The following is an 18,532-nucleotide window of genomic DNA, read 5'->3' on the forward strand; positions in this document are numbered from 1 at the left end:
ATTGCTTAACAATAAAACAGATGAAACATGCAACCTAAATTCTCTGTTGTAATGCCCGTATATAATGTTGAGAAATATCTTCGAAATTCAATTCAGTCAATTCTCAACCAAACCATATCAGATTATGAGTTGATATTAGTGGATGATGGTTCACCTGATAACTGCCCTAAAATTTGTGATGAGTATGCTGCTCAATATCCTCAGGTGCGAGTTGTCCATCAAAAGAATGTTGGTTTGTCAAGTGCCAGAAATGCAGGCTTTGCCATAGCAAAGGGTGAGTTTGTGTATTTTCCTGATAGTGATGATATTATTCACCCTGACACGTTGGACTATTTCAAAAGAGTAATAGAAACAGTACCCAATGTGAAGTATATCATTTCAGATTTTCAGGATGTAACAGAAGAAGAGGCATTCAAGGCTGCTGGATATGATCATGGTATCGAAATATATTCACGCTCTCAAATACAAGTATTGTTCCTAAAACGTCAGATTAGGATTTTAGCTCCTGGATCATTGCTGAATATCAATTGGTACAAAGATAACAATTTGACTTTTGAAAATAATCCATATGGAGAAGATCAATTATTCATTTGGAAAGCCCTTCTTCATGTAGATGAGGTTGTGCATATCAAAAAACCTTTGTACAACTACCTTCACCGCCCTGGTTCGATAATGACAGCATCCGGTGTACAGAAAATTATAAAAGCATATCCTTTCTTCCTAGACTTGCAAAATCTTTATCAGAGGTCAGAGAATGCTGCTCCTTTTGTGAAGAAATACTTGCTGCCGTTCTGGGTAAGAGGAATACTCCACTCATCTGCCAAAATTATTTCATACTCTGAATATAAATTGGTTCTTGTAACATTTGAAGCAAATAAGCATTGCACAACCCTAAAATCATATCCGTCAATTATTGTAAGAACTTTATCTCATTCTTATTTCTTAAGTAAAAGAATATTTTATTTGGTGAATAAATTCCTATAAAAGAACGATAGATAATCTTGCATCGGAAAAAAGGGCTGTAAAGAATATTTAATCTATAATATCTCTATTTTTTTCTGGTCGTTTGTTTTTTTAAGAAAAAGTAGGAGGAGTCTTGCTGCAATTAATTGTATGTTAACTCCAATTCTGCAATCATATCGGATAATTCAAGATCCATATAATACAAATGTCTCCTCATTTGTGGAAGAGACTATCTCCATTAAATCATCTTGCCGGCAACAGACTTTTAGCGTTGCTGGATGTATAGTATCATATCAATTCCAAGTACTTACGGATTTATCTCAACATTCTGCTACAAAATTCAATCGCCGATATTTCGGCCAGATTCTCTTCGATGGACTGATGGTAGTTGCCGTTGCATACAAAAATTGGTTAGGTAAATATCGCATAATCGCATAAAGTAAGGTATATGGGTAATAAGAAGAAAATACTGTTCGTGTGCCAGTATTTCTACCCTGAGATATTTCGTGGTAATGATGTCGCCTTTCATTGGGCAGAGGAGGGACATGATGTGCATGTAGTGACCGGCATTCCGAACTATCCGGATGGGGTATTCCATAAAGGGTATGGGATGTTTAAGAACAGAAATCAGGTGGTGAATGGAGTACGAGTGACACGTCTGCCTATCTTTCCTCGTGGCAACAATAAGATTATGCTGATTCTGAATTATTTCAGCTATTTCATAGTGGCTTGGGGATATGTGCTGTTTCTCGCTATCAGCCATAAGTACGATTTTGTGTTTGTGCAGCAGTTATCGCCAGTTATGATGTCAGCTCCTGGTGTTCTTTATAAGAAACTTCGTAAGGTGCCTCTCTATACTTGGGTGCTGGATTTGTGGCCGGAGAGTCTGGCTGCTGCAGGAGGTATCAACAATAGACATATTCTGGGATTCTTTAATCACTTTGTAAAGAGTGAATACAAGTGGAGTGATAAGATACTGACTAGTTCGAAGAGTTTTGATCTGAATATTCTGAAGTATGGGAATTACAAGGATAAGATTGTGTATTATCCTCAATGGTCAGATGGTAATGGTTCGAACATGGATTGCACGAATCTCGCGGATATTTTAAATGAGAAGGGGATTGATGAAGAAATGGTTTTTGATGAAAGAAACTTCAAGGTGATGTTTGCTGGTGCTGTAGGAGAAGCTCACGGAATGGAATGCAATCTACAAGCTGCATTGCTGACAAAAGAGCGCAAAGATATTAAATGGGTGATTGTGGGTGATGGACGCAGGATGTCTTGGGTACAGCAGTTTGTAAAGGAACATGGGCTTGAAGAGACGGTATTGACTTTGGGAAGGTATCCGTCTGAAACTATGCCTCTGTTTTTTAAAAAAGCAGATGTAATGTTGGTTTCGCTTACGGATTCGCCTCTATTCAATTTGTATGCTCCTGCAAAGATCAGTTCGTATATGGCTGCGGGTCGTCCTATCATTGCAAGTCTAAATGGTGAGGGCGCTGAAGTGGTGAAGGATGCTGAATGCGGATGGCATGTGGCACCTGGTGATGCACAATCGCTTGCTAAACTTGTAGTCCGGCTCTCCGAAACCGCCAAGGAGACGTTGGCTCAAAAGGGTGCCTCTGGTAGAGCCTTCTATGAAGAAAATTTTATGAAGGAGAAATGTTTGAGGAACCTTGATGAGATAGTAGGATGTTAAAACGATAATCATAAAATGTAATATTGTTTATGAATACTATTCTCATATACGGAATCATCTTCGTAATTCTTATTGCTTTAGAGTTGGTATACTTTAAGATTGCTGATACATTCAACATTATTGATAAGCCTAATGAGAGGTCGAGCCATTCGACGATTGTTCTGAGGGGTGGTGGAATTATTTTTCTTTTTAGTCTTTGGATATGGAGCGTATTTTTGAGCTTCCCATATATCTGGTTCCTTTTGGCTGTGACTCTCGTTGCCGGTGTTAGTTTCATAGATGATATCCGATCTCTGCCCGATTTTGTAAGACTAGTGGCTCAATTTATTGCCATGGCGATGATGTTTTATCAGTTGGACATTTTGCACTTGGATATGTGGCGGATAGTAATTTTGGCTCTTATCGTATGTGTGGGTGCGTCAAACGTGATTAACTTTATGGATGGCGTAAATGGTATAACGGGTGCCTATGCTATGGCATCTTTGATTCCACTCGCCTTGCTGAATAATACAATGGATTTTGTGGAACAGTCGTTGATTGTGACAGTAGTGTTGGCTGATATCGTATTCTGTTTCTTCAATTTTCGCCAAAAGGGAAAGGCAAAATGCTTTGCTGGTGATGTGGGTTCAATCGGGATTGCATATATACTTCTGTTTCTGATTGGTAATCTTGTACTCGCAACTGGAGATGTAACCTTCCTGATCTTCCTTCTCGTATATGGTGTGGATGGCTGCTTGACTATTGTGCATCGTATTCTGTTGCATGAAAATCTTGGTGAGGCGCATCGTAAGCATGTGTACCAACTTATGGCGAATGAGTTGAAGATAGGTCACGTTAAGGTTTCGAGTTTCTATGCGTTGCTGCAATTGGTGATTTCGCTTGGCTTTGTGTACTTGTGTCCTGATACGGTCGTAGCGCATTGGATTTATTTGATAAGCGCAATTATTGTGCTTGCATTGATATATGTGTTGTTTAAAAAGAAGTATTATCATTTGCATGAAGAATACCTTGCGTCTTTAAAAAATGGACAATAGAGATAAAACGCTTTCATCTTGCCCCATCAGTATGTAACTTCGGTTGTGTAATACTTGCAGGAACATGGCACACGGTTGAAGTAATAGAATCATCAGTAATTTATGAGACGAAAGTGGCTGCGAGACGCTTGATGAATTTATTGCAAAAAAGGATAACTCTGAAAATTCCGAAACATTGCCAATTATCTACCTATTGGAAATATTAAAAATAATTCGCATTTTTATATCACAGTATAGAGATGTCATAAAGTGTAAAACGATCGCTACAACCCCGTGACCTTAAAAATAAAGAACTGTTATAACATATTGATGCATAAAGGGCAAAAACATTTGGGTCCGATCCCTGTTTTGAGGGGGGGGTAATCAATGAATTGTCGTCCGCTTTTCTTTTTTGTTGTGTGTCGCAAATGTACGTTGTGAGCTTAATTGTAAAAAAGTAGGTTACATTCAATGACGTGCTGTATATTCCTGAATGAGACTGATTCTGCGTAGTTTAGTAATATCGCTGTGCTCCCTCAATTTGGTTTTAATGTATCGTAGATATCCCTTCGAGCGCATTGTTCGTATTCGGGAAAAATGTCCACAGCCGCGGCTTGTTTCGTTTTAAGTTCAGATAGGCGTTTTGAGGCGTTTGTGGATGTAGGTGGTCTTACCGGTTTTGCTGTCGGTTGTACACTCCTTGAGGAAGTCCGTTCACTTTGCAGCCCATTTGTCGAGCATGCCACATTATGTAGTTGTTTCTGCGGCCTATGCACTTTTGCAGGTTGTGATCTCGTTCGGAGCCATCTATCTGCCAGTCAACGGATGGGTTTATTTCGGGATTGTAGTCGTATTGCTTTCCATTGCCTACGTGTTGTTCAAAATGAAATATTACTGTCTTCACGAAGCATATCTTCAAACGAAAAGGTAAAAATAGTAACGGCGGTGTATTGGCAGGTCCCGGAGTTCATGCTTTGGGACTTGTCCGTTATATGTAAACGCAAAAGCCGCAACCTAAAAAGGTTGCGGCTTTTGCGTTGGTTGTCCGTCGGCTACCGTCCTCCGGCGACGGGACGCAGCAGGAAGTTGAACGAGTAGTCGCCGTAGGGCAGCAGGTATTCGGGGCGGGGGAGCCGTCCCCAGCTGTTGACGCACCCCAGTCCGGACTGGACGCTCTCGATATTGACGTGCGTGCGGCCGTCGGGCACGAGGTCGCCCGGGTGGCGGACATATTCCGGCGAGCCGTTGTCGAGCTGCGGGATGGCAAACGGGATGGCCGATGCCGAGAAGTGGCGGTCGGAGCAGATCTCCACGCCCAGGCCCGAGTCGTCGGTCAGCCGCCACCAGCGCAGTCCGCTGCGCGTTCCCGACTCCTGCGGGCTGACGTATTTCATATGGAACTGGTCGGCGACGCGCTGGGCGTAGCGTCCCACGAAGGCGGCGCCGGAGCGGTCGGCGTAGTTCTCCATCGGGCCGCGGCCGTAGTATTCCACGGCGTCGAACATGCCCGGGGTTTCGAAGGCCATGCCGAAGCGCATCAGGTCGGCGACGTCCTTGCGCGCGGGGTCGGCGGTCATCGTTTCGCTGATGCGCACCGAGCCGTCGGCCGCAACGGTGTAGGTGAGACGGAGCCGTGCGCCGACGGCGGGGATCGCGTAGTCTGCGACGGCTTTCACTTCGCTGTCGCCGGGCGTAAGGGCGAAGCCCGTGAGCTGCGGTTCGGCCTTGGCCCACATCCGGCTGTCGGGGTATTTTCCGGTCTGGCGCACGCCGAGGTCGTTGTCCGTGGCTGCGCGGTAGAAGTTGGGCCGCACGGGACCGGCCAGCAGCTCGACGTTGCGCAGGCGGTAGGAACGGATGAAGCCGCTCTTCGGATCGAACGCGACCGAGAATCCTTCGCCCGAAACGGTTTTGTCCGCCACGCGGAGCGTCCCGGCGGGAGCGGTCGCGGCAAAGCGTGCCGCGGGGTCGTCCCCGCGCAGCGTCAGCTGGTCGGCGGCGACTTCATAAAGTGCGTCGAGCAGTCCCTGCCGTTCGCGGAGCTGGTAACGCACCGTGAGCAGCAGTTCGCCGCCCAAGGCATAGACCTGTTCGGGTTTGTAGCCCAGCGTCACGGCGGCGGTGGTCTGCGGAGCCACGTCGAGACGCTCGACCGTGCCGCTCAACACGGGCTGTCCGTCGGAGGTGATCTCCCAGAGCAGGCGGTAGGGCGAAAGGTCTGTGAAGAAATTCTCGTTATAGACGTTCACGACGCCGTTTTTCAGGTCGCGGGGCGTGGTGTGAATCGGCCGGTGCTGGTGCTTCACCTCGTAGGCGTGGGGATGCCACGAGCGGTCGGAGGCCAGCACGCCGTTGCAGCAGAAGGTGCTGTCCGAAGCGTCCGTGTCGTTGTAGTCGCCGCCGTAACGGTAGGTCAGCCGGCCTTCGGGACTGCGCCAGGCAAGGGCCTGGTCGGCGAAGTCCCAGATGAATCCGCCCTGGTATTTGGGTTCGCGGCGGGTCATGTCCCAGTACTCCTTGAATCCGCCCATCGAGTTGCCCATGGCGTGGGCGTATTCGCACTGGATCAGCGGTTTCTGGGGATTTTCGGCGAGGTATTTCTCACACTGCCCGTAGCTCCAGTACATCGGGCAGACGATGTCGGTGTTGTAGTCTCCGTGGTAGGAGGCCTGCTCGTACTGCACGGGGCGCGACGGATCGAAGGCTTTGATCCAGTCGTAGCAGCGTTCGAAATTGGGGCCGTTTCCGGCCTCGTTTCCCGTGCTCCAGACGATGATCGAGGGGTGGTTGTAGTCGCGCAGCACCATGCGGCGGTTGCGGTCGAGGTGCGCGGCGGCGAAGGCGGGGTTGCCGGCGAGGTTCTTCGACTTGTCGCGGTAGTGGTAGCCGTGCGATTCGACGTTGGCTTCGTCCACGACGTAGAGACCGTATTCGTCGCAGAGGTCGTACCACAGCGGCGTGTCGGGGTAGTGGCACGTGCGCACGGCGTTCATGTTGAGGCGTTTCATCTCGCGGATGTCGCGCACCATCTCTTCGCGCGTGACATAATAACCCGTGTTCGGCTCCATTTCGTGCCGGTTGACGCCTTTGATGAGGATCGGTTTGCCGTTGACCAGCAGCTGTCCGCCGCGGATCTCGACCTTGCGGAATCCCACGCGGAACGCCGCGGCTTCGGTCACCGAACCGTCGGCGGCGAGGGCCTCGGCCGTGAGCGTGTAGAGGTTCGGGGCTTCGGCGCTCCACTGCTTCGGGGCGGCGACTTCGAACGTCGTTTCGGCTGCGTTGCGGCGGGGGCGGAGCGTGCGTGCGTCGAGCGTGCGGCCCGCCGCGTCGCGGAGCGTCAGCCGTACGCTGCCGATGCCCGGCGTCGTGGCGATTTCGGCGCGGAGCGTGCCGTTGCGGTAATCGTCGACCAGATCGGGCGTCAGCCGTACGTCGGCCAGCCGGCGTTTGTCACGGGCATAGAGGTAGCAGTCGCGGCCGATGCCCGAAAGCCGCCAGAAGTCCTGGTCTTCGAGGAACGAACCGTCGCACCAGCGGTTGACGCGCATCACGATCAGGTTGTCGCTGCCCGGCGTCAGGTAACGGGTGATGTCGAATTCGGCTTCGAGTTTGCTGTCTTCGCTGTAACCCGCTTCGCGGCCGTTGACCCAGAGCGTCACGTTCGAGGTGGCCGAGCCGATGTGAATGAATATGTCGCGGCCCTTCCAGTCGGCGGGAACGGTCACCGTGCGGCGGTAGAGGCCCGTGTAATTCTGTTCATGGGGAATCAGCGGAGGTTTCACCTCGAAGAACTTGTGCCACGGGTAGGGTTTGTTCGTGTAGACCGGGTCGCCGCAGCCGTTCAGCTCCCAGATTCCCGGCACGGGCATTGTACCCCACGACGAGTCGTCGTGTCCGGAGCGGAAGAACCCTTCGGGTTCGGCTCCCGGTCGGTCCACGCGCAGGAAGGACCATTCGCCGTTGAGCGTGCGGTAGAAGGGCGAACGGGTGTAGTCGTTTTCGGGAATGGCCTCGGCGGCCGTGGGGAAGGCGATGAAACTCGTGCGCATCGGTGCGCGGCCGACTTCGAAGCATTCGGGATCGAGCCAGCGTTCGGCGGGGGCTTTCGCCGAGGCCGCCGTGGCGGCGAAGAGTGCGAGCAACAGCAGTCTTTTCATTTTTCGGTGGTTTGGGGGTGGCAAATGTTGTGTCGGAACAAAAATAATAAAAAAACGAAACTTTCGCAAGTTATATAACGAAACCTTTCGTTTTTACCCGGTGAAGAGGCCTTCAAGGGCGTGTTTTTGAAAATTTGACGGATTTTCGGCCGAAAGTTCAGGAATTTACAGGGAGGGTTCTTGTGATCTTAAAAATTTTTACTATATTGTTGCCCCGCATATAACCCGAAGGCCGGAATATCCCCGCTCCTGCCGGCCTGTTTTGAATGGTTCCATTTCTAAAAAGACAATGCTTATGAAACAAAAGAAAATGCTTGCACTGACCCTTTCCCAACTCGTACTGCTTTATCGTCAGGAGTTTCCCGGCCTTGCGGCCCTTGCCGACGCCGACGCCAGCGGCGACGGCGAACGGTTTCGCATGGGCCTCCGGGAGTTCGTGGACGCACACCGGGCGGCGGAAGGCGAAGCGGCGGAGCAGATTCGACTGTTGATCGACTACGACGGACGCAGCGTCCGCGAATTATCCACCGACCGGCAGCTGGAAGTCAGGACCCTCACGCTGCTGTGGCAGTTTCTTACCGGAAGGCTCGAAAACCCCGAAATGCCTTCCGACCTGTTCGTCGATCTGTACCATCTCTTCCGCCTGCTGGATGCTCCGGAGATTCCGCTGCCTTCGCCCCAGCGCGTGCGCAGCCGCACCGAACGCTGGCTCTCGGGACAGGACGACGGGGTGCGGGCCATCCGCGCCGACAACCGCGAACGGATGCTCCACCTGCTGATCCAGAAGATCGAGAACCGCAAGTCGAAGGTTCCGTCGCGCTTCCAGTTCGCCGACGGCATGACCTACGAGGAGAAGTACCGGCAGGTGGCCGCCTGGTGGGGCGATTTTCGCTTCCAGCTGGCGATGGCCGTGAAAAGCCCCTCGGAACTGAACCGCTTTCTGGCTGGCTCGCTCTCGTCGGAGACGATGTATCTGCTCTCGAAGGCCCGCAAGAAGGGAATGCCCTTCTTCGCCACGCCCTATTACCTTTCGCTGCTCGACGTCACGGGCGGCGGCTACGACGATGCCGCCATCCGCAGTTACATTCTTTATTCGCCGCAGCTGGTCGAAACCTACGGGCAGATCCGCGCCTGGGAGCGCGAGGACGTCGTCGAGGCCGGACGACCCAATGCCGCCGGGTGGCTGCTGCCCGACGGACACAACATCCACCGCCGTTACCCGGAGGTGGCGATCCTGATTCCCGACACGATGGGCCGCGCCTGCGGCGGGCTGTGCGCCTCGTGCCAGCGCATGTACGACTTCCAGAGCGAACGCCTCAATTTCGAATTCGAGACCCTGCGCCCCAAGGAGAGCTGGGACCACAAGCTGCGCCGCCTGATGAACTATTTCGAGGAGGACACCCAGCTGCGCGACATCCTCATCACGGGCGGCGACGCCCTGATGAGCCAGAACAAAACCCTGCGTAACATTCTCGAAGCGGTCTGCCGCATGGCCGGCCGCAAGCGCCGGGCCAATGCCCGACGCCCCGACGGGGAGAAGTACGCCGAATTGCAGCGCGTGCGCCTCGGGTCGCGCCTGCCGGCCTATCTGCCGATGCGCGTCAACGACGAACTGGTCGAAATCCTCCGCGAATTCCGCGAGAAGGCCTCGGCCGTCGGCGTGAAGCAGTTCATCATCCAGACCCATTTCCAGACGCCGCTCGAAGTGACGCCCGAAGCCGAGGAGGCCATCCGGAAGATCCTTTCGGCGGGGTGGCTCATCACCAACCAGCTGGTCTACACCGTGGCCGCTTCGCGCCGCGGGCACACCACACGCCTGCGCCAGGTGCTCAATTCGCTCGGCGTGGTCTGCTACTACACCTTCTCGGTCAAGGGGTTTCAGGAGAATTACGCCGTTTTCACCCCCAACAGCCGCTCGATGCAGGAGCAGGTCGAGGAGAAGGTTTACGGGCGGCTCACTCCGGAGCAGGCGGCCGAACTCGACGATTTGCTGGCCGACGGGACGGATACGGCTGCGAAAATCCGCCGCTTCATGCGCCGTCACCACCTGCCGTTTCTGGCCACGGACCGCAGCGTGCTGAACCTCCCGGCCATCGGCAAGAGCATGTCGTTCCGGCTGGTGGGCATCACGGCCGAGGGCAAGCGTCTGCTGCGTTTCGACCACGACCGGACGCGCCGCCACAGCCCGATCATCGACAGTATGGGCGAAATCTTCATCGTCGAGAACAAGTCGCTGGCCGCCTACCTGCGCCAGCTGGGCAAGATGGGCGAGGACCCCGAGGACTACGCTTCGATCTGGGCCTATACGCACGGCGAGACCGAGCCGCGTTTCGGGCTTTACGTCTATCCCGATTTCGGGTTCGCGACGACCGACCGGGTGAGCAACCTGGAGTTGGAGTGACGCAATAACCGGCATATGATTTGCGTTTGTATTCAATGATTATTGAATGAATGCAAATTATGAAAAAGACGATTCACAGAGCCGCGACCCGCGGGTATGCCGATCACGGCTGGCTCCGGACCCACCATACTTTCAGCTTCGCCGGATACTACGATCCCGGGCGGATTCATTTCGGCGCCCTGCGCGTGCTCAACGACGATACCGTGGCCCCGGGCGAGGGGTTCGGAACGCATCCCCACGAGAATATGGAGATCGTTTCGCTCGTTCTCTCGGGCGCCTTGAGGCACGGCGACAGCATGGGCAACATGCAGCTCCTCAAGCCGGGCGAATTGCAGGTGATGACCGCCGGTACGGGCATCACGCACAGCGAGATGAACGCCAGCCGCGAGGAGCCGGTGAAGTTCCTGCAGATCTGGGTCATCACCGACGCCGAGGGCCATACGCCCCGTTACAACCAGATCGAACTCGCGCCCGCGAAGCGCAATGAGTTCCGGCTGATCGTGGCTCCCGAAGGCCGCGGCGGGGAACACGTGGGATGGATTCACCAGACGGCATGGTTCCATACGCTCGACCTCGACGCCGGGCGGGAAGCCCGGTATCGCATGAACCTTCACGGCAACGGGGCCTATGTTTTCGTGATCGAAGGCACGGCCGAGGTCGCGGGCGAACCGCTCGGTCCCCGTGACGGCATGGGCATATCGGACGCCGACGATTTTCTGATCCGCGCTTCCGAAAACGCACGGCTGCTGGTCATCGAGGTCCCGATGATCTGATGTGCGGCAGCCTGATGTGAAAAACCGCCGGAGTCGAATGCTCCGGCGGTTTTTTAGTGTCAGGCGGCGTCCTAAAACTCCGAGGTGAAGTGGAAGCGGATATCCTTGAAGTTCTCCTGCGCGAGAGCCAGCCCGTAGCTGGTGTCGGCGAGGAAAACGTCGCGGCCGTGCTTGTCCACGGCCATGTTGGTGTGCTTGCGGCGCTTGAAGTCGGCCAACTGCGCGGCGTTGTCGCTGTCGATCCAGCAGGCCTTGTAGATCGAGATCGGCTCCCAGCGGCACGCGGCGTTGTACTCGTGCTCCAGACGGTACTGGATGACCTCGAACTGGAGCGCGCCCACCGTGCCGATGATCTTGCGGCCGTTGAGCGAGCTTGTGAACAGCTGCGCCACGCCCTCGTCCATCAGCTGGTCGATGCCTTTGGCCAGTTGCTTGAATTTCAGCGGGTCGGCGTTCTCGATGTAGCGGAACTGCTCGGGGGCGAACGACGGAATTCCGGTGAAGCGGAGCTTCTCGCCTTCGGTGAAGGTGTCGCCGATCTTGAAGTTCCCCGTGTCGTGCAGACCCACGATGTCGCCCGGATAGGCGAAGTCGATCACCGACTTTTTCTCGGCCATGAAGGCCGTCGGGGAGGAGAATTTCAGCTGCTTGCCGCTGCGTACGTGGAGGTAGTTCCTATTCCGTTCGAACGTGCCGGAACAGATCTTCAGGAACGCGATGCGGTCGCGGTGGTTGGGGTCCATGTTGGCGTGGATCTTGAAGACGAAGCCGGTCATTTTCGGCTCCGCAGGCTCCACCTGCCGGGTTTCGGTCGGCGCCGGGCGCGGCGAGGGGGCGATGCGCACGAAGCATTCGAGCAGTTCGCGCACGCCGAAATTGTTCACCGCCGAGCCGAAGAACACCGGGGCCAGTTCGCCCCGCAGGTAGGCGTCGCGGTCGAACTGGTCGTAGACGCCCTCGACCAGTTCCACGTCGGAACGCAGCTGGGCGGCGAACTTCTCGCCGATGTAGCCTTCGAGTTCCTGCGAGGCGAGGTCCGAGATTTCGGCCGTCGAGGCGTCGGCCGTGAGCTTTTCGTCCGACGTGAAGAGCGAGAGGTTCTTCTCGTAAAGGTTGTAGACGCCCTTGAACGTGGGTCCGTTCGAGATCGGGAAGGCCAGCGGCCGCACGCGGATATGCAGTTCCTTCTCCACCTCGTCCAGCAGGTCGAACGGCTCTTTCGACGGGCGGTCGAGCTTGTTGATGAAGACGATCACGGGGGTTTGGCGCATGCGGCAGACCTCCATCAGCTTGCGGGTCTGGGCCTCGACGCCCTTGGCGCCGTCGATGACGATGATCACCGAGTCGACGGCCGTCAGCGTGCGGTAGGTGTCCTCGGCGAAATCCTCGTGGCCCGGGGTGTCGAGGATGTTGATCTTGCAGCCCCGGTATTCGAATCCCATCACGGCCGTGGCCACCGAGATGCCTCGCTGGCGTTCGATCTCCATGAAGTCGGACGTGGCGCCCTTCTTGATCTTGTTGCTCTTGACGGCTCCGGCCACATGGATGGCGCCGCCGAACAGCAGCAGTTTTTCCGTAAGGGTGGTTTTGCCCGCGTCGGGGTGGGCGATGACGGCGAAGGTCCGCCGCCGGGTTATCTCTTCCTGTTGTGTCATGACTTGCGCAATTAAAAATTAAGAATTAAAAATGAAAAATAGCCTCCTTGGCGATTGTGAAAGAGACGGTTTTTTGACATGCGTTATCGAAAAACCTGTGCTTTGGACGGTTTGCCTGCGAATCCCATTTTTAAATTTTTCATTTTTAATTCTTAATTCTTAATTATGCGGATTATCCCTCCTTTGGATAATCCGCATTGTAATGGCAGCCCACCGACTCCTTGATCTCGCGGCCCTGCTTGATGACCAGGTAGGCGATGGCGATCATGTTCCGCAGCTCGCACAGTTCGCGGTTGGGCTTGGTCTTGTTGTAAAGTTCCTCGGTCTCCTGCCAGAGAATTTCCAGCCGGTGCATGGCGCGCTTGAGCGAGAGGTTCGACCGCACGATGCCCACGTAGTTGGACATGATCGTCTGCATCTCGCGCTTCGACTGGATGATCATCAGCATCTCCTCGGTGTGCTGCGTGCCTTCGAAATCCCAGTCGGGAATGCCCTCCTGAAAATCGACTTTCTCCAGCAGCGACGCCGTGTGGCGCGCGGCCTGGTCGGCGTAGACCACCGCTTCGATCAGCGAGTTCGAGGCCAGGCGGTTGGCGCCGTGCAGTCCCGTGCACGAGGTCTCGCCCAGCGCGTAGAGCCGTTTCACGGAGGTTTCGCCGTTGGTGTCGACCTTCACGCCGCCGCAGCAGTAGTGCGCCGCAGGGGTCACGGGAATCCAGTCTTTGGTGATGTCGATGCCGATCGAGCGGCATTTCTCGTAGATGTTCGGGAAATGGCTCTTCACGGCCTCGGGGTTCTTGTGCGTCACGTCGAGGTAGACGAAGTCGGAACCCCGTTTGGTCATCTCGCGGTAGATGGCGCGGGCCACCACGTCGCGCGGCGCGAGGGATTTCATCGGGTGGTATTTGTCCATGAACTCCTTGCCGTCGGGCAGCCGCAGGATGGCCCCGAAGCCGCGCATGGCTTCGGTGATCAGGAAGTTGGGCTTCTCGCCGGGGTTGTAGAGCGTCGTGGGGTGGAACTGGATGAATTCCATGTTCTCGGTCATCGCCTTGGCGCGGTGGCACATGGCGATGCCGTCGCCCGTGGCGACCACGGGGTTCGAGGTCGTGGAGTAGACGTTGCCGCAGCCGCCCGTGGCCACGACGGTGAATTTCGAAAGCATGGTCTCGATCTCGTTGGTGTCGAGATTCAGGACGTAGGCCCCGAACGAGGCCAGTCCGCGCGTGTGGCGCGTGACGAATTCGCCCAGATGGTGCTGCGTCAGCAGGTCGATGGCGAAGTGGCGTTCGAGAACCGTGATGTTCGGATGCTCCCTCACCGACTGCACGAGCGCCCGTTCGATCTCGGCTCCCGTGAGGTCCTCGTGGTGGAGGATGCGGTGCTCCGAGTGTCCGCCTTCGCGGTTGAGCTCGAAACGCCCGTCGGGGGTCTTGTCGAAACGCGTGCCCCAGGCTATGAGGTCGGCGATCAGTTCCGGGGCCCGCCGCACGACCAGTTCCACGGCCTTCTCGTCGCATTTGCCTGCGCCGCAGATCAGCGTGTCGCGGATGTGTTTCTCGAATGTGTCGGGGGCGTACGTTACCGAGCAGATGCCGCCTTGTGCATAATTGGTGTTGCACTCTTCGATCGCGCCCTTGGTGACGATCGTAACGTGTCCGTGGGCTGCGGCTTTCAGCGCGAACGAAAGGCCCGCGGCGCCGGAACCGATAACCAGAAAGTCGGTTTTCATGGGTTTTTCCTTTTTCTATTGCCTTGCAGCGCCGCAAAGTTACAAAAAATAGTAACTTTGCCGCATAATTTCGGGCAAAATATGGAACGACATATCGACATCAGCCGCTTCGATTACGACCTTCCGGACGAGCGGATCGCCAAATTCCCGCTCGCCGAGCGCAGCGCCTCGAAGCTGCTCGTCTGGCGCGGCGGAGAAATCGCGGAAAAGCGTTTCGCCGACATCGGCGACGTGCTGCCGGCCGGGGAGCTGCTGGTTTTCAACAACACGAAGGTGATCCGGGCGCGGATCGTCATGCACAAGCTCTCCGGGGCGCGCATCGAGGTCTTCTGTCTCGAGCCGCACGACCCGGCCGACTACGAGCGGGCGTTCGCCGTCACGGGCGGCTGCACATGGTCGTGCATCGTGGGCAACCGCAAGAAGTGGAAAGAGGGGTACGTGGAGATCAATTTCGAACGCGGGGGCTGCGCCGAGCACCTTCGTGCATGGATCGTCGAGGACCACGGCCGCGAGTGCGTCGTGCGTTTCGAGTGGACGGCCCCGATGACCTTCGGGCAGCTGCTCGAATACCTCGGGCGGATTCCGATTCCGCCCTACCTGAACCGCGAGAGCGAGGAGATCGACAACACGCGCTACCAGACGGTCTATTCGAAGTTCGAAGGTTCGGTGGCCGCACCGACCGCCGGGCTGCATTTCACGCCCGAGCTGATCGGGGAGATGAAGGCGCGCGGATTCGCCTTCGAGGAGGTGACGCTCCATGTCGGGGCGGGCACGTTCCTGCCCGTCAAGGACGAGGACGCCGCGCGGCATCCGATGCACACCGAGCATTTCGAGGTGCGCCGTGCGACGGTGGCCCGCCTGCTGGAGAAGTGGGGGCATATCACCGCCGTGGGAACCACCTCGGTGCGTACTTTGGAATCGCTTGCGGCCCTTGCGTGGCGCATCCGCACGGCCGGGACGCCCGATGCCGGGCGGGTCGTGGGGCAGTGGGAGCTGTACGACATTCCCGCGGAGTTTTCGGGCCGCGAGGCGTTGCAGGAGTTGTCGGGGTATATGGAGCGCGAGGGGCTGGACCGGCTGAAAGCCTCGACGCAGATCATGATCACGCCGCTGGACTACGAGTTCCGCATCGTGCACAATATCGTCACCAATTTCCACCAGCCCAAATCGACGCTGCTGCTGCTGGTTTCGGCCTTTGTGGGCGACGGGTGGCGGCGGATTTACGACTACGCCCTCGGCCACGGCTTCCGCTTTTTGAGCTACGGCGATTCGTCGGTGCTGCTGCGGGAATGACCGTTTATGCGGAACGGAAAAGGGACGCCCGACGAGGGACGTCCCTTTTTTATTGGCGCAGGGGCGGATTAGAAATTGTATCCGACGCTGATCGTGAAGCAGTTGTTGCGCATCGTGCCCTCGCCGTCGCTCTCCTTGACCAGATTCAGGCAGCCGATGTCGTAGCCCAGTCCGAAGTAAATGCGTTTCCAGACGACGCCGGCGCCCAGACGCACGCCCAGATCGGAACGTTTCAACCCGCCTTCGTCTCCGAAGATGTCGCCCTTCTCGTCGCCGACCTTCACTTTGCCGCCGATGCCGAGCCCGTAGTAAAGACCTGCGAAGGGTTGGATCGTAACGATGTCCTTGATGTTGAAGTGGTAGTTCACCAGCACGGGGATTTGCAGGTAGGAGGGGCGGAAGCTCACGCCGTCGACCTTGCCGCCGCGGCTCGAGAAGGCAAGCCCGGTTTCGAGGTAGAAGGGTAGTTTGTTGCAAAGCAGGATCTGATCGGTCACGGCGACGTGGAACGAGGCCCGCGAGTCGGTGCTGATGGACGCACCTCCGGCCGAAATCGAGTAGCTCGACAGGTTCAGTCCGGCGCGGACGCCCAGGATGTTCTTTTCGTAGTTTTGCGCCGAAACGGCATTTGCCAGCAGGATGGCGGCCACGATAAGCAATACTTTTTTCATAATGAATGGGTTTGGGTTTGTATACGTGGCAAATATAGGATAATTTTTTCGAAAAATCCCCCCCCCCGAAATTTTTTACGGACAATGAAGCAAAATATCCGTAAATGCTTTTGCTTTAGCAGGATAGCTATCGGATGTCAGAAATTGTAACCGATGTTTACGGTCAGGCAGTTGTTGCGTATTTCGGCGCTTTCGGGCTGGAGTGCGTAGCCGAAGAATTCGCCGCCCCGGAACAGGTCGCGGCAGCCGATGTCGTAGCTTATGCCCAGGTAGATGCGTCTGATGACGAACCCGGCGCCCGCGCGCACGCCGAAATCCATGCGGGAGAGGAAGCCCGGGGCGCTGAACATATCCTCGTTGCCGTATTCGGTCTTCATCGCGCCCCGGATGCCCACGCCGCCGTATATGCCCGCGAAGGGCTGGATCGTGAGGAGATCCCGGATGTGGAAATGGTAGTTGACGAGCAGGGGGACCTGCATGTAGAACGGACGCATGGTCATGTTGTAGATGTCGCCATAGATTTCGGCGGCGGCCCTGCCGCCGCGGCTCGAAAAGCCGATGCCCGTTTCGAGGTAGAGGGGAAGGCTGCGGTGGAGCAGGATCTGGTCCGTCACGGCGAAGTGGAATCCCGCGCGCGAACCGGTGTTTATCCGCACGTCTTCGATCGAGATGGCGCAGGTCGACACGTTGACGCCGGCGCGGACGCCCAGGATGTTCTTCTCATACCGCTGCGCCCGGACGGCTCCCGCCGACAGCAGGACGAGCAGGATGAATGCGTATCTTTTCATGGAGGTCGATGAAATTATGCTTCGGGTGTGCAGCTTTTCAGGGCCAGTTTCTTGACCCAGACGACGAAGCCGCCCGTGAGGATCAGGTTCAGCACCAGCGTCAGCACCGAGATGATCAGCGCCGGGCCGCCGAGGCTGTATCCCAGGGCGATGAAGATGACGCCTGCGCCCACCTCGCCGCGGGTGAACATGCCGATCGAGAGTGCGAGCCGCTCGTTCAGTTTCCGGTCGCGGTAGAAGAAGACCGGGACCAGCTTCCCAATGTTCGAGAGCGCCGAAACGGCCACGACGTGCAGGATCAGCACGCCCCACGGCATCATCGGCTGCGACGCCGTGATGGAGGTGGCGGCCGCGGCGGCGTCTGCCGCCGAAGCGCCCGTCACGAGCGGCATGCTCATGCCGACAAGCAGCATGAACAGGAACGAGATGCCCGTTGCGGCGCGGCGTTCGGTCGGGGTGTCGATCTCCCTGTGCTTCATCAGCATGCCGATCACGAAGGCCGGAAGCAGCACCTCGATGTGTATGCTGTTTTCTGGTCCGTACCACCGCGCGGTGACGATGTAGAGCGCCTGTGTCAGGGCGCAGACCACCGCCGAAAGCCCCAGGATGCGTTTCCAGTCCTGCCGGACGTTCCACCGCGCCTGCCACCGCCAGCCTGCGATAAGCAGTACGACGACCACGCCCACGATGGCGAACATCTGCCATTTGAGGCCGATCATCAGGATTTGCAGCGGGATCATCAGCAGGATGGTGTCCAGGTCGTCGAAGATAGCCAGCACCTGGATCTTACGGTATATCCAACTGTTTTTCAGGCTTAACGCGGCGAGCATCGTGAAGAGGATACCGGCCGAGGTCGGGGCCGCGAAACGGCTCAGCAGCAGATTCTCCTTCCACGCCGCGGAGTCGGTCCAGAGGTCGGAGGGCAGCAGTACGAAAATATAGTAGAGGACGATCAGCAGCCACGGCAGCGCTGCGGTGGCCATGGCGATGAAGTAATCGGCGGTGTAGGAGCGCCAGCGCGACTTGTCGATTTCGAACTCCCGTCCGACGTTGATCATAATGAATCCCAGGCAGATGTAGAGCAGGGTGTCGGCAGTCGCCTTGAAACCCGGATAGGCCGTGCCGAGTGCGCCGGGAAGCAGCTGCGAGGCGACGAGGCCCAGCATCAGAAAGAGCGAGAACGAAAGAACTTTTCGCATTGATTGAAAGTCGTTTACAGGTTATGCGTCTGTGCCGCGGCACAAAGATACGATATTTGTAGAAAAATCCGCGGAAACGAATGCTGTTGTCGTGAAAAAAATAACAATAATGAAACTGCAATTCACAATTATTTTGTACCTTTGCCGTGCCGATTCAGGGAATTAGCATTCAAACACCATAAAAT

Annotated in this window: 13 protein-coding genes; 7 read left to right on the plus strand and 6 right to left on the minus strand. The window is 55.8% G+C overall.

The annotated features are described in order from the left end of the window. The first annotated feature begins 27 nt into the window (after positions 1-27). The 4 genes from BHV64_RS12560 to BHV64_RS12575 all read left to right on the plus strand — a co-directional run bounded on the left by BHV64_RS12560 (position 28) and on the right by BHV64_RS12575 (position 3,902). Complete coding sequence (locus tag BHV64_RS12560) at positions 28-984, plus strand: glycosyltransferase family 2 protein (protein ID WP_149887181.1); 957 nt, start codon at positions 28-30, stop codon at positions 982-984. Positions 985-1,411: 427 nt separating this feature from the next. Next, the gene (locus BHV64_RS12565) at positions 1,412-2,662 is read left to right on the plus strand and encodes a glycosyltransferase family 4 protein (protein WP_022062270.1); all 1,251 of its coding nucleotides are present in this window, start codon (positions 1,412-1,414) and stop codon (positions 2,660-2,662) included. A gap of 29 nt (positions 2,663-2,691) precedes the next feature. Next, positions 2,692-3,696 carry an MraY family glycosyltransferase gene (locus tag BHV64_RS12570; protein ID WP_022062269.1) on the plus strand — a complete coding sequence of 335 codons (1,005 nt, stop codon included), beginning with the start codon at positions 2,692-2,694 and terminating at the stop codon, positions 3,694-3,696. 2 nt (positions 3,697-3,698) lie between these two features. After that, positions 3,699-3,902: a DUF6016 domain-containing protein gene (locus tag BHV64_RS12575; RefSeq protein ID WP_288116187.1), complete on the plus strand. Its 204-nt coding sequence runs from the start codon at positions 3,699-3,701 to the stop codon at positions 3,900-3,902. An 825-nt stretch (positions 3,903-4,727) separates the two neighbouring features. Here BHV64_RS12575 and BHV64_RS12580 read toward each other — a convergent pair. After that, complete coding sequence (locus tag BHV64_RS12580) at positions 4,728-7,835, minus strand: glycoside hydrolase family 2 TIM barrel-domain containing protein (RefSeq protein WP_217726879.1); 3,108 nt, start codon at positions 7,833-7,835, stop codon at positions 4,728-4,730. 295 nt (positions 7,836-8,130) lie between these two features. On the opposite strand from BHV64_RS12580, the gene BHV64_RS12585 reads away from it, so the two are divergent. Further along, a complete protein-coding gene (locus tag BHV64_RS12585) occupies positions 8,131-10,236 on the plus strand; it encodes a KamA family radical SAM protein (RefSeq protein WP_217726878.1) in 2,106 nt (701 codons plus the stop codon). A gap of 59 nt (positions 10,237-10,295) precedes the next feature. Next, on the plus strand, positions 10,296-11,009 hold the full coding sequence (locus tag BHV64_RS12590) for a pirin family protein (protein WP_015547370.1): 714 nt from the start codon (positions 10,296-10,298) through the stop codon (positions 11,007-11,009). A 71-nt stretch (positions 11,010-11,080) separates the two neighbouring features. On the opposite strand, the gene BHV64_RS12595 is transcribed toward BHV64_RS12590, so the two are convergent. Together BHV64_RS12595 and nadB are read right to left on the minus strand one after the other, a co-directional pair. Then, the gene (locus BHV64_RS12595; RefSeq protein WP_015547371.1) at positions 11,081-12,664 is read right to left on the minus strand and encodes a peptide chain release factor 3; all 1,584 of its coding nucleotides are present in this window, start codon (positions 12,662-12,664) and stop codon (positions 11,081-11,083) included. 172 nt (positions 12,665-12,836) lie between these two features. Next, a complete protein-coding gene (gene nadB, locus BHV64_RS12600; protein ID WP_217726877.1) occupies positions 12,837-14,396 on the minus strand; it encodes an L-aspartate oxidase in 1,560 nt (519 codons plus the stop codon). Between the two features lie 81 nt (positions 14,397-14,477). Between nadB and BHV64_RS12605 the strand changes: the two genes are divergently transcribed. Next, positions 14,478-15,689 (plus strand): S-adenosylmethionine:tRNA ribosyltransferase-isomerase, encoded by a 1,212-nt coding sequence (locus BHV64_RS12605; protein WP_217726876.1) that lies wholly within the window; start codon positions 14,478-14,480, stop codon positions 15,687-15,689. 68 nt (positions 15,690-15,757) lie between these two features. On the opposite strand, the gene BHV64_RS12610 is transcribed toward BHV64_RS12605, so the two are convergent. From BHV64_RS12610 to BHV64_RS12620, 3 genes are all read right to left on the minus strand, one after another. Beyond that, positions 15,758-16,360 carry an outer membrane beta-barrel protein gene (locus tag BHV64_RS12610; RefSeq protein ID WP_015547374.1) on the minus strand — a complete coding sequence of 201 codons (603 nt, stop codon included), beginning with the start codon at positions 16,358-16,360 and terminating at the stop codon, positions 15,758-15,760. Positions 16,361-16,497: 137 nt separating this feature from the next. Continuing rightward, positions 16,498-17,148, minus strand: a complete 651-nt coding sequence (locus BHV64_RS12615; protein WP_217726875.1) for a porin family protein — start codon at positions 17,146-17,148, stop codon at positions 16,498-16,500. A gap of 14 nt (positions 17,149-17,162) precedes the next feature. Beyond that, positions 17,163-18,347, minus strand: coding sequence for a sodium:proton antiporter (locus BHV64_RS12620; protein ID WP_149887186.1), 1,185 nt, complete (start codon positions 18,345-18,347; stop codon positions 17,163-17,165). Between the last annotated feature and the right edge of the window lie 185 nt (positions 18,348-18,532).

This window comes from Alistipes sp. 56_sp_Nov_56_25 (assembly GCF_001915285.1).
Taxonomy (GTDB): domain Bacteria; phylum Bacteroidota; class Bacteroidia; order Bacteroidales; family Rikenellaceae; genus Alistipes; species Alistipes shahii.

Excerpts from the sequence above, each read along its gene's own strand:
- BHV64_RS12560 (WP_149887181.1), top strand. The coding sequence starts at position 28 with ATGCAACCTAAATTCTCTGTTGTAATGCCCGTATATAATGTTGAGAAA.
- BHV64_RS12610 (WP_015547374.1), bottom strand. The coding sequence starts at position 16,360 with ATGAAAAAAGTATTGCTTATCGTGGCCGCCATCCTGCTGGCAAATGCC.
- BHV64_RS12580 (WP_217726879.1), bottom strand. The coding sequence starts at position 7,835 with ATGAAAAGACTGCTGTTGCTCGCACTCTTCGCCGCCACGGCGGCCTCG.
- BHV64_RS12590 (WP_015547370.1), top strand. The coding sequence starts at position 10,296 with ATGAAAAAGACGATTCACAGAGCCGCGACCCGCGGGTATGCCGATCAC.
- BHV64_RS12585 (WP_217726878.1), top strand. The coding sequence starts at position 8,131 with ATGAAACAAAAGAAAATGCTTGCACTGACCCTTTCCCAACTCGTACTG.
- BHV64_RS12605 (WP_217726876.1), top strand. The coding sequence starts at position 14,478 with ATGGAACGACATATCGACATCAGCCGCTTCGATTACGACCTTCCGGAC.
- nadB (WP_217726877.1), bottom strand. The coding sequence starts at position 14,396 with ATGAAAACCGACTTTCTGGTTATCGGTTCCGGCGCCGCGGGCCTTTCG.
- BHV64_RS12565 (WP_022062270.1), top strand. The coding sequence starts at position 1,412 with ATGGGTAATAAGAAGAAAATACTGTTCGTGTGCCAGTATTTCTACCCT.
- BHV64_RS12620 (WP_149887186.1), bottom strand. The coding sequence starts at position 18,347 with ATGCGAAAAGTTCTTTCGTTCTCGCTCTTTCTGATGCTGGGCCTCGTC.
- BHV64_RS12595 (WP_015547371.1), bottom strand. The coding sequence starts at position 12,664 with ATGACACAACAGGAAGAGATAACCCGGCGGCGGACCTTCGCCGTCATC.
- BHV64_RS12570 (WP_022062269.1), top strand. The coding sequence starts at position 2,692 with ATGAATACTATTCTCATATACGGAATCATCTTCGTAATTCTTATTGCT.
- BHV64_RS12615 (WP_217726875.1), bottom strand. The coding sequence starts at position 17,148 with ATGAAAAGATACGCATTCATCCTGCTCGTCCTGCTGTCGGCGGGAGCC.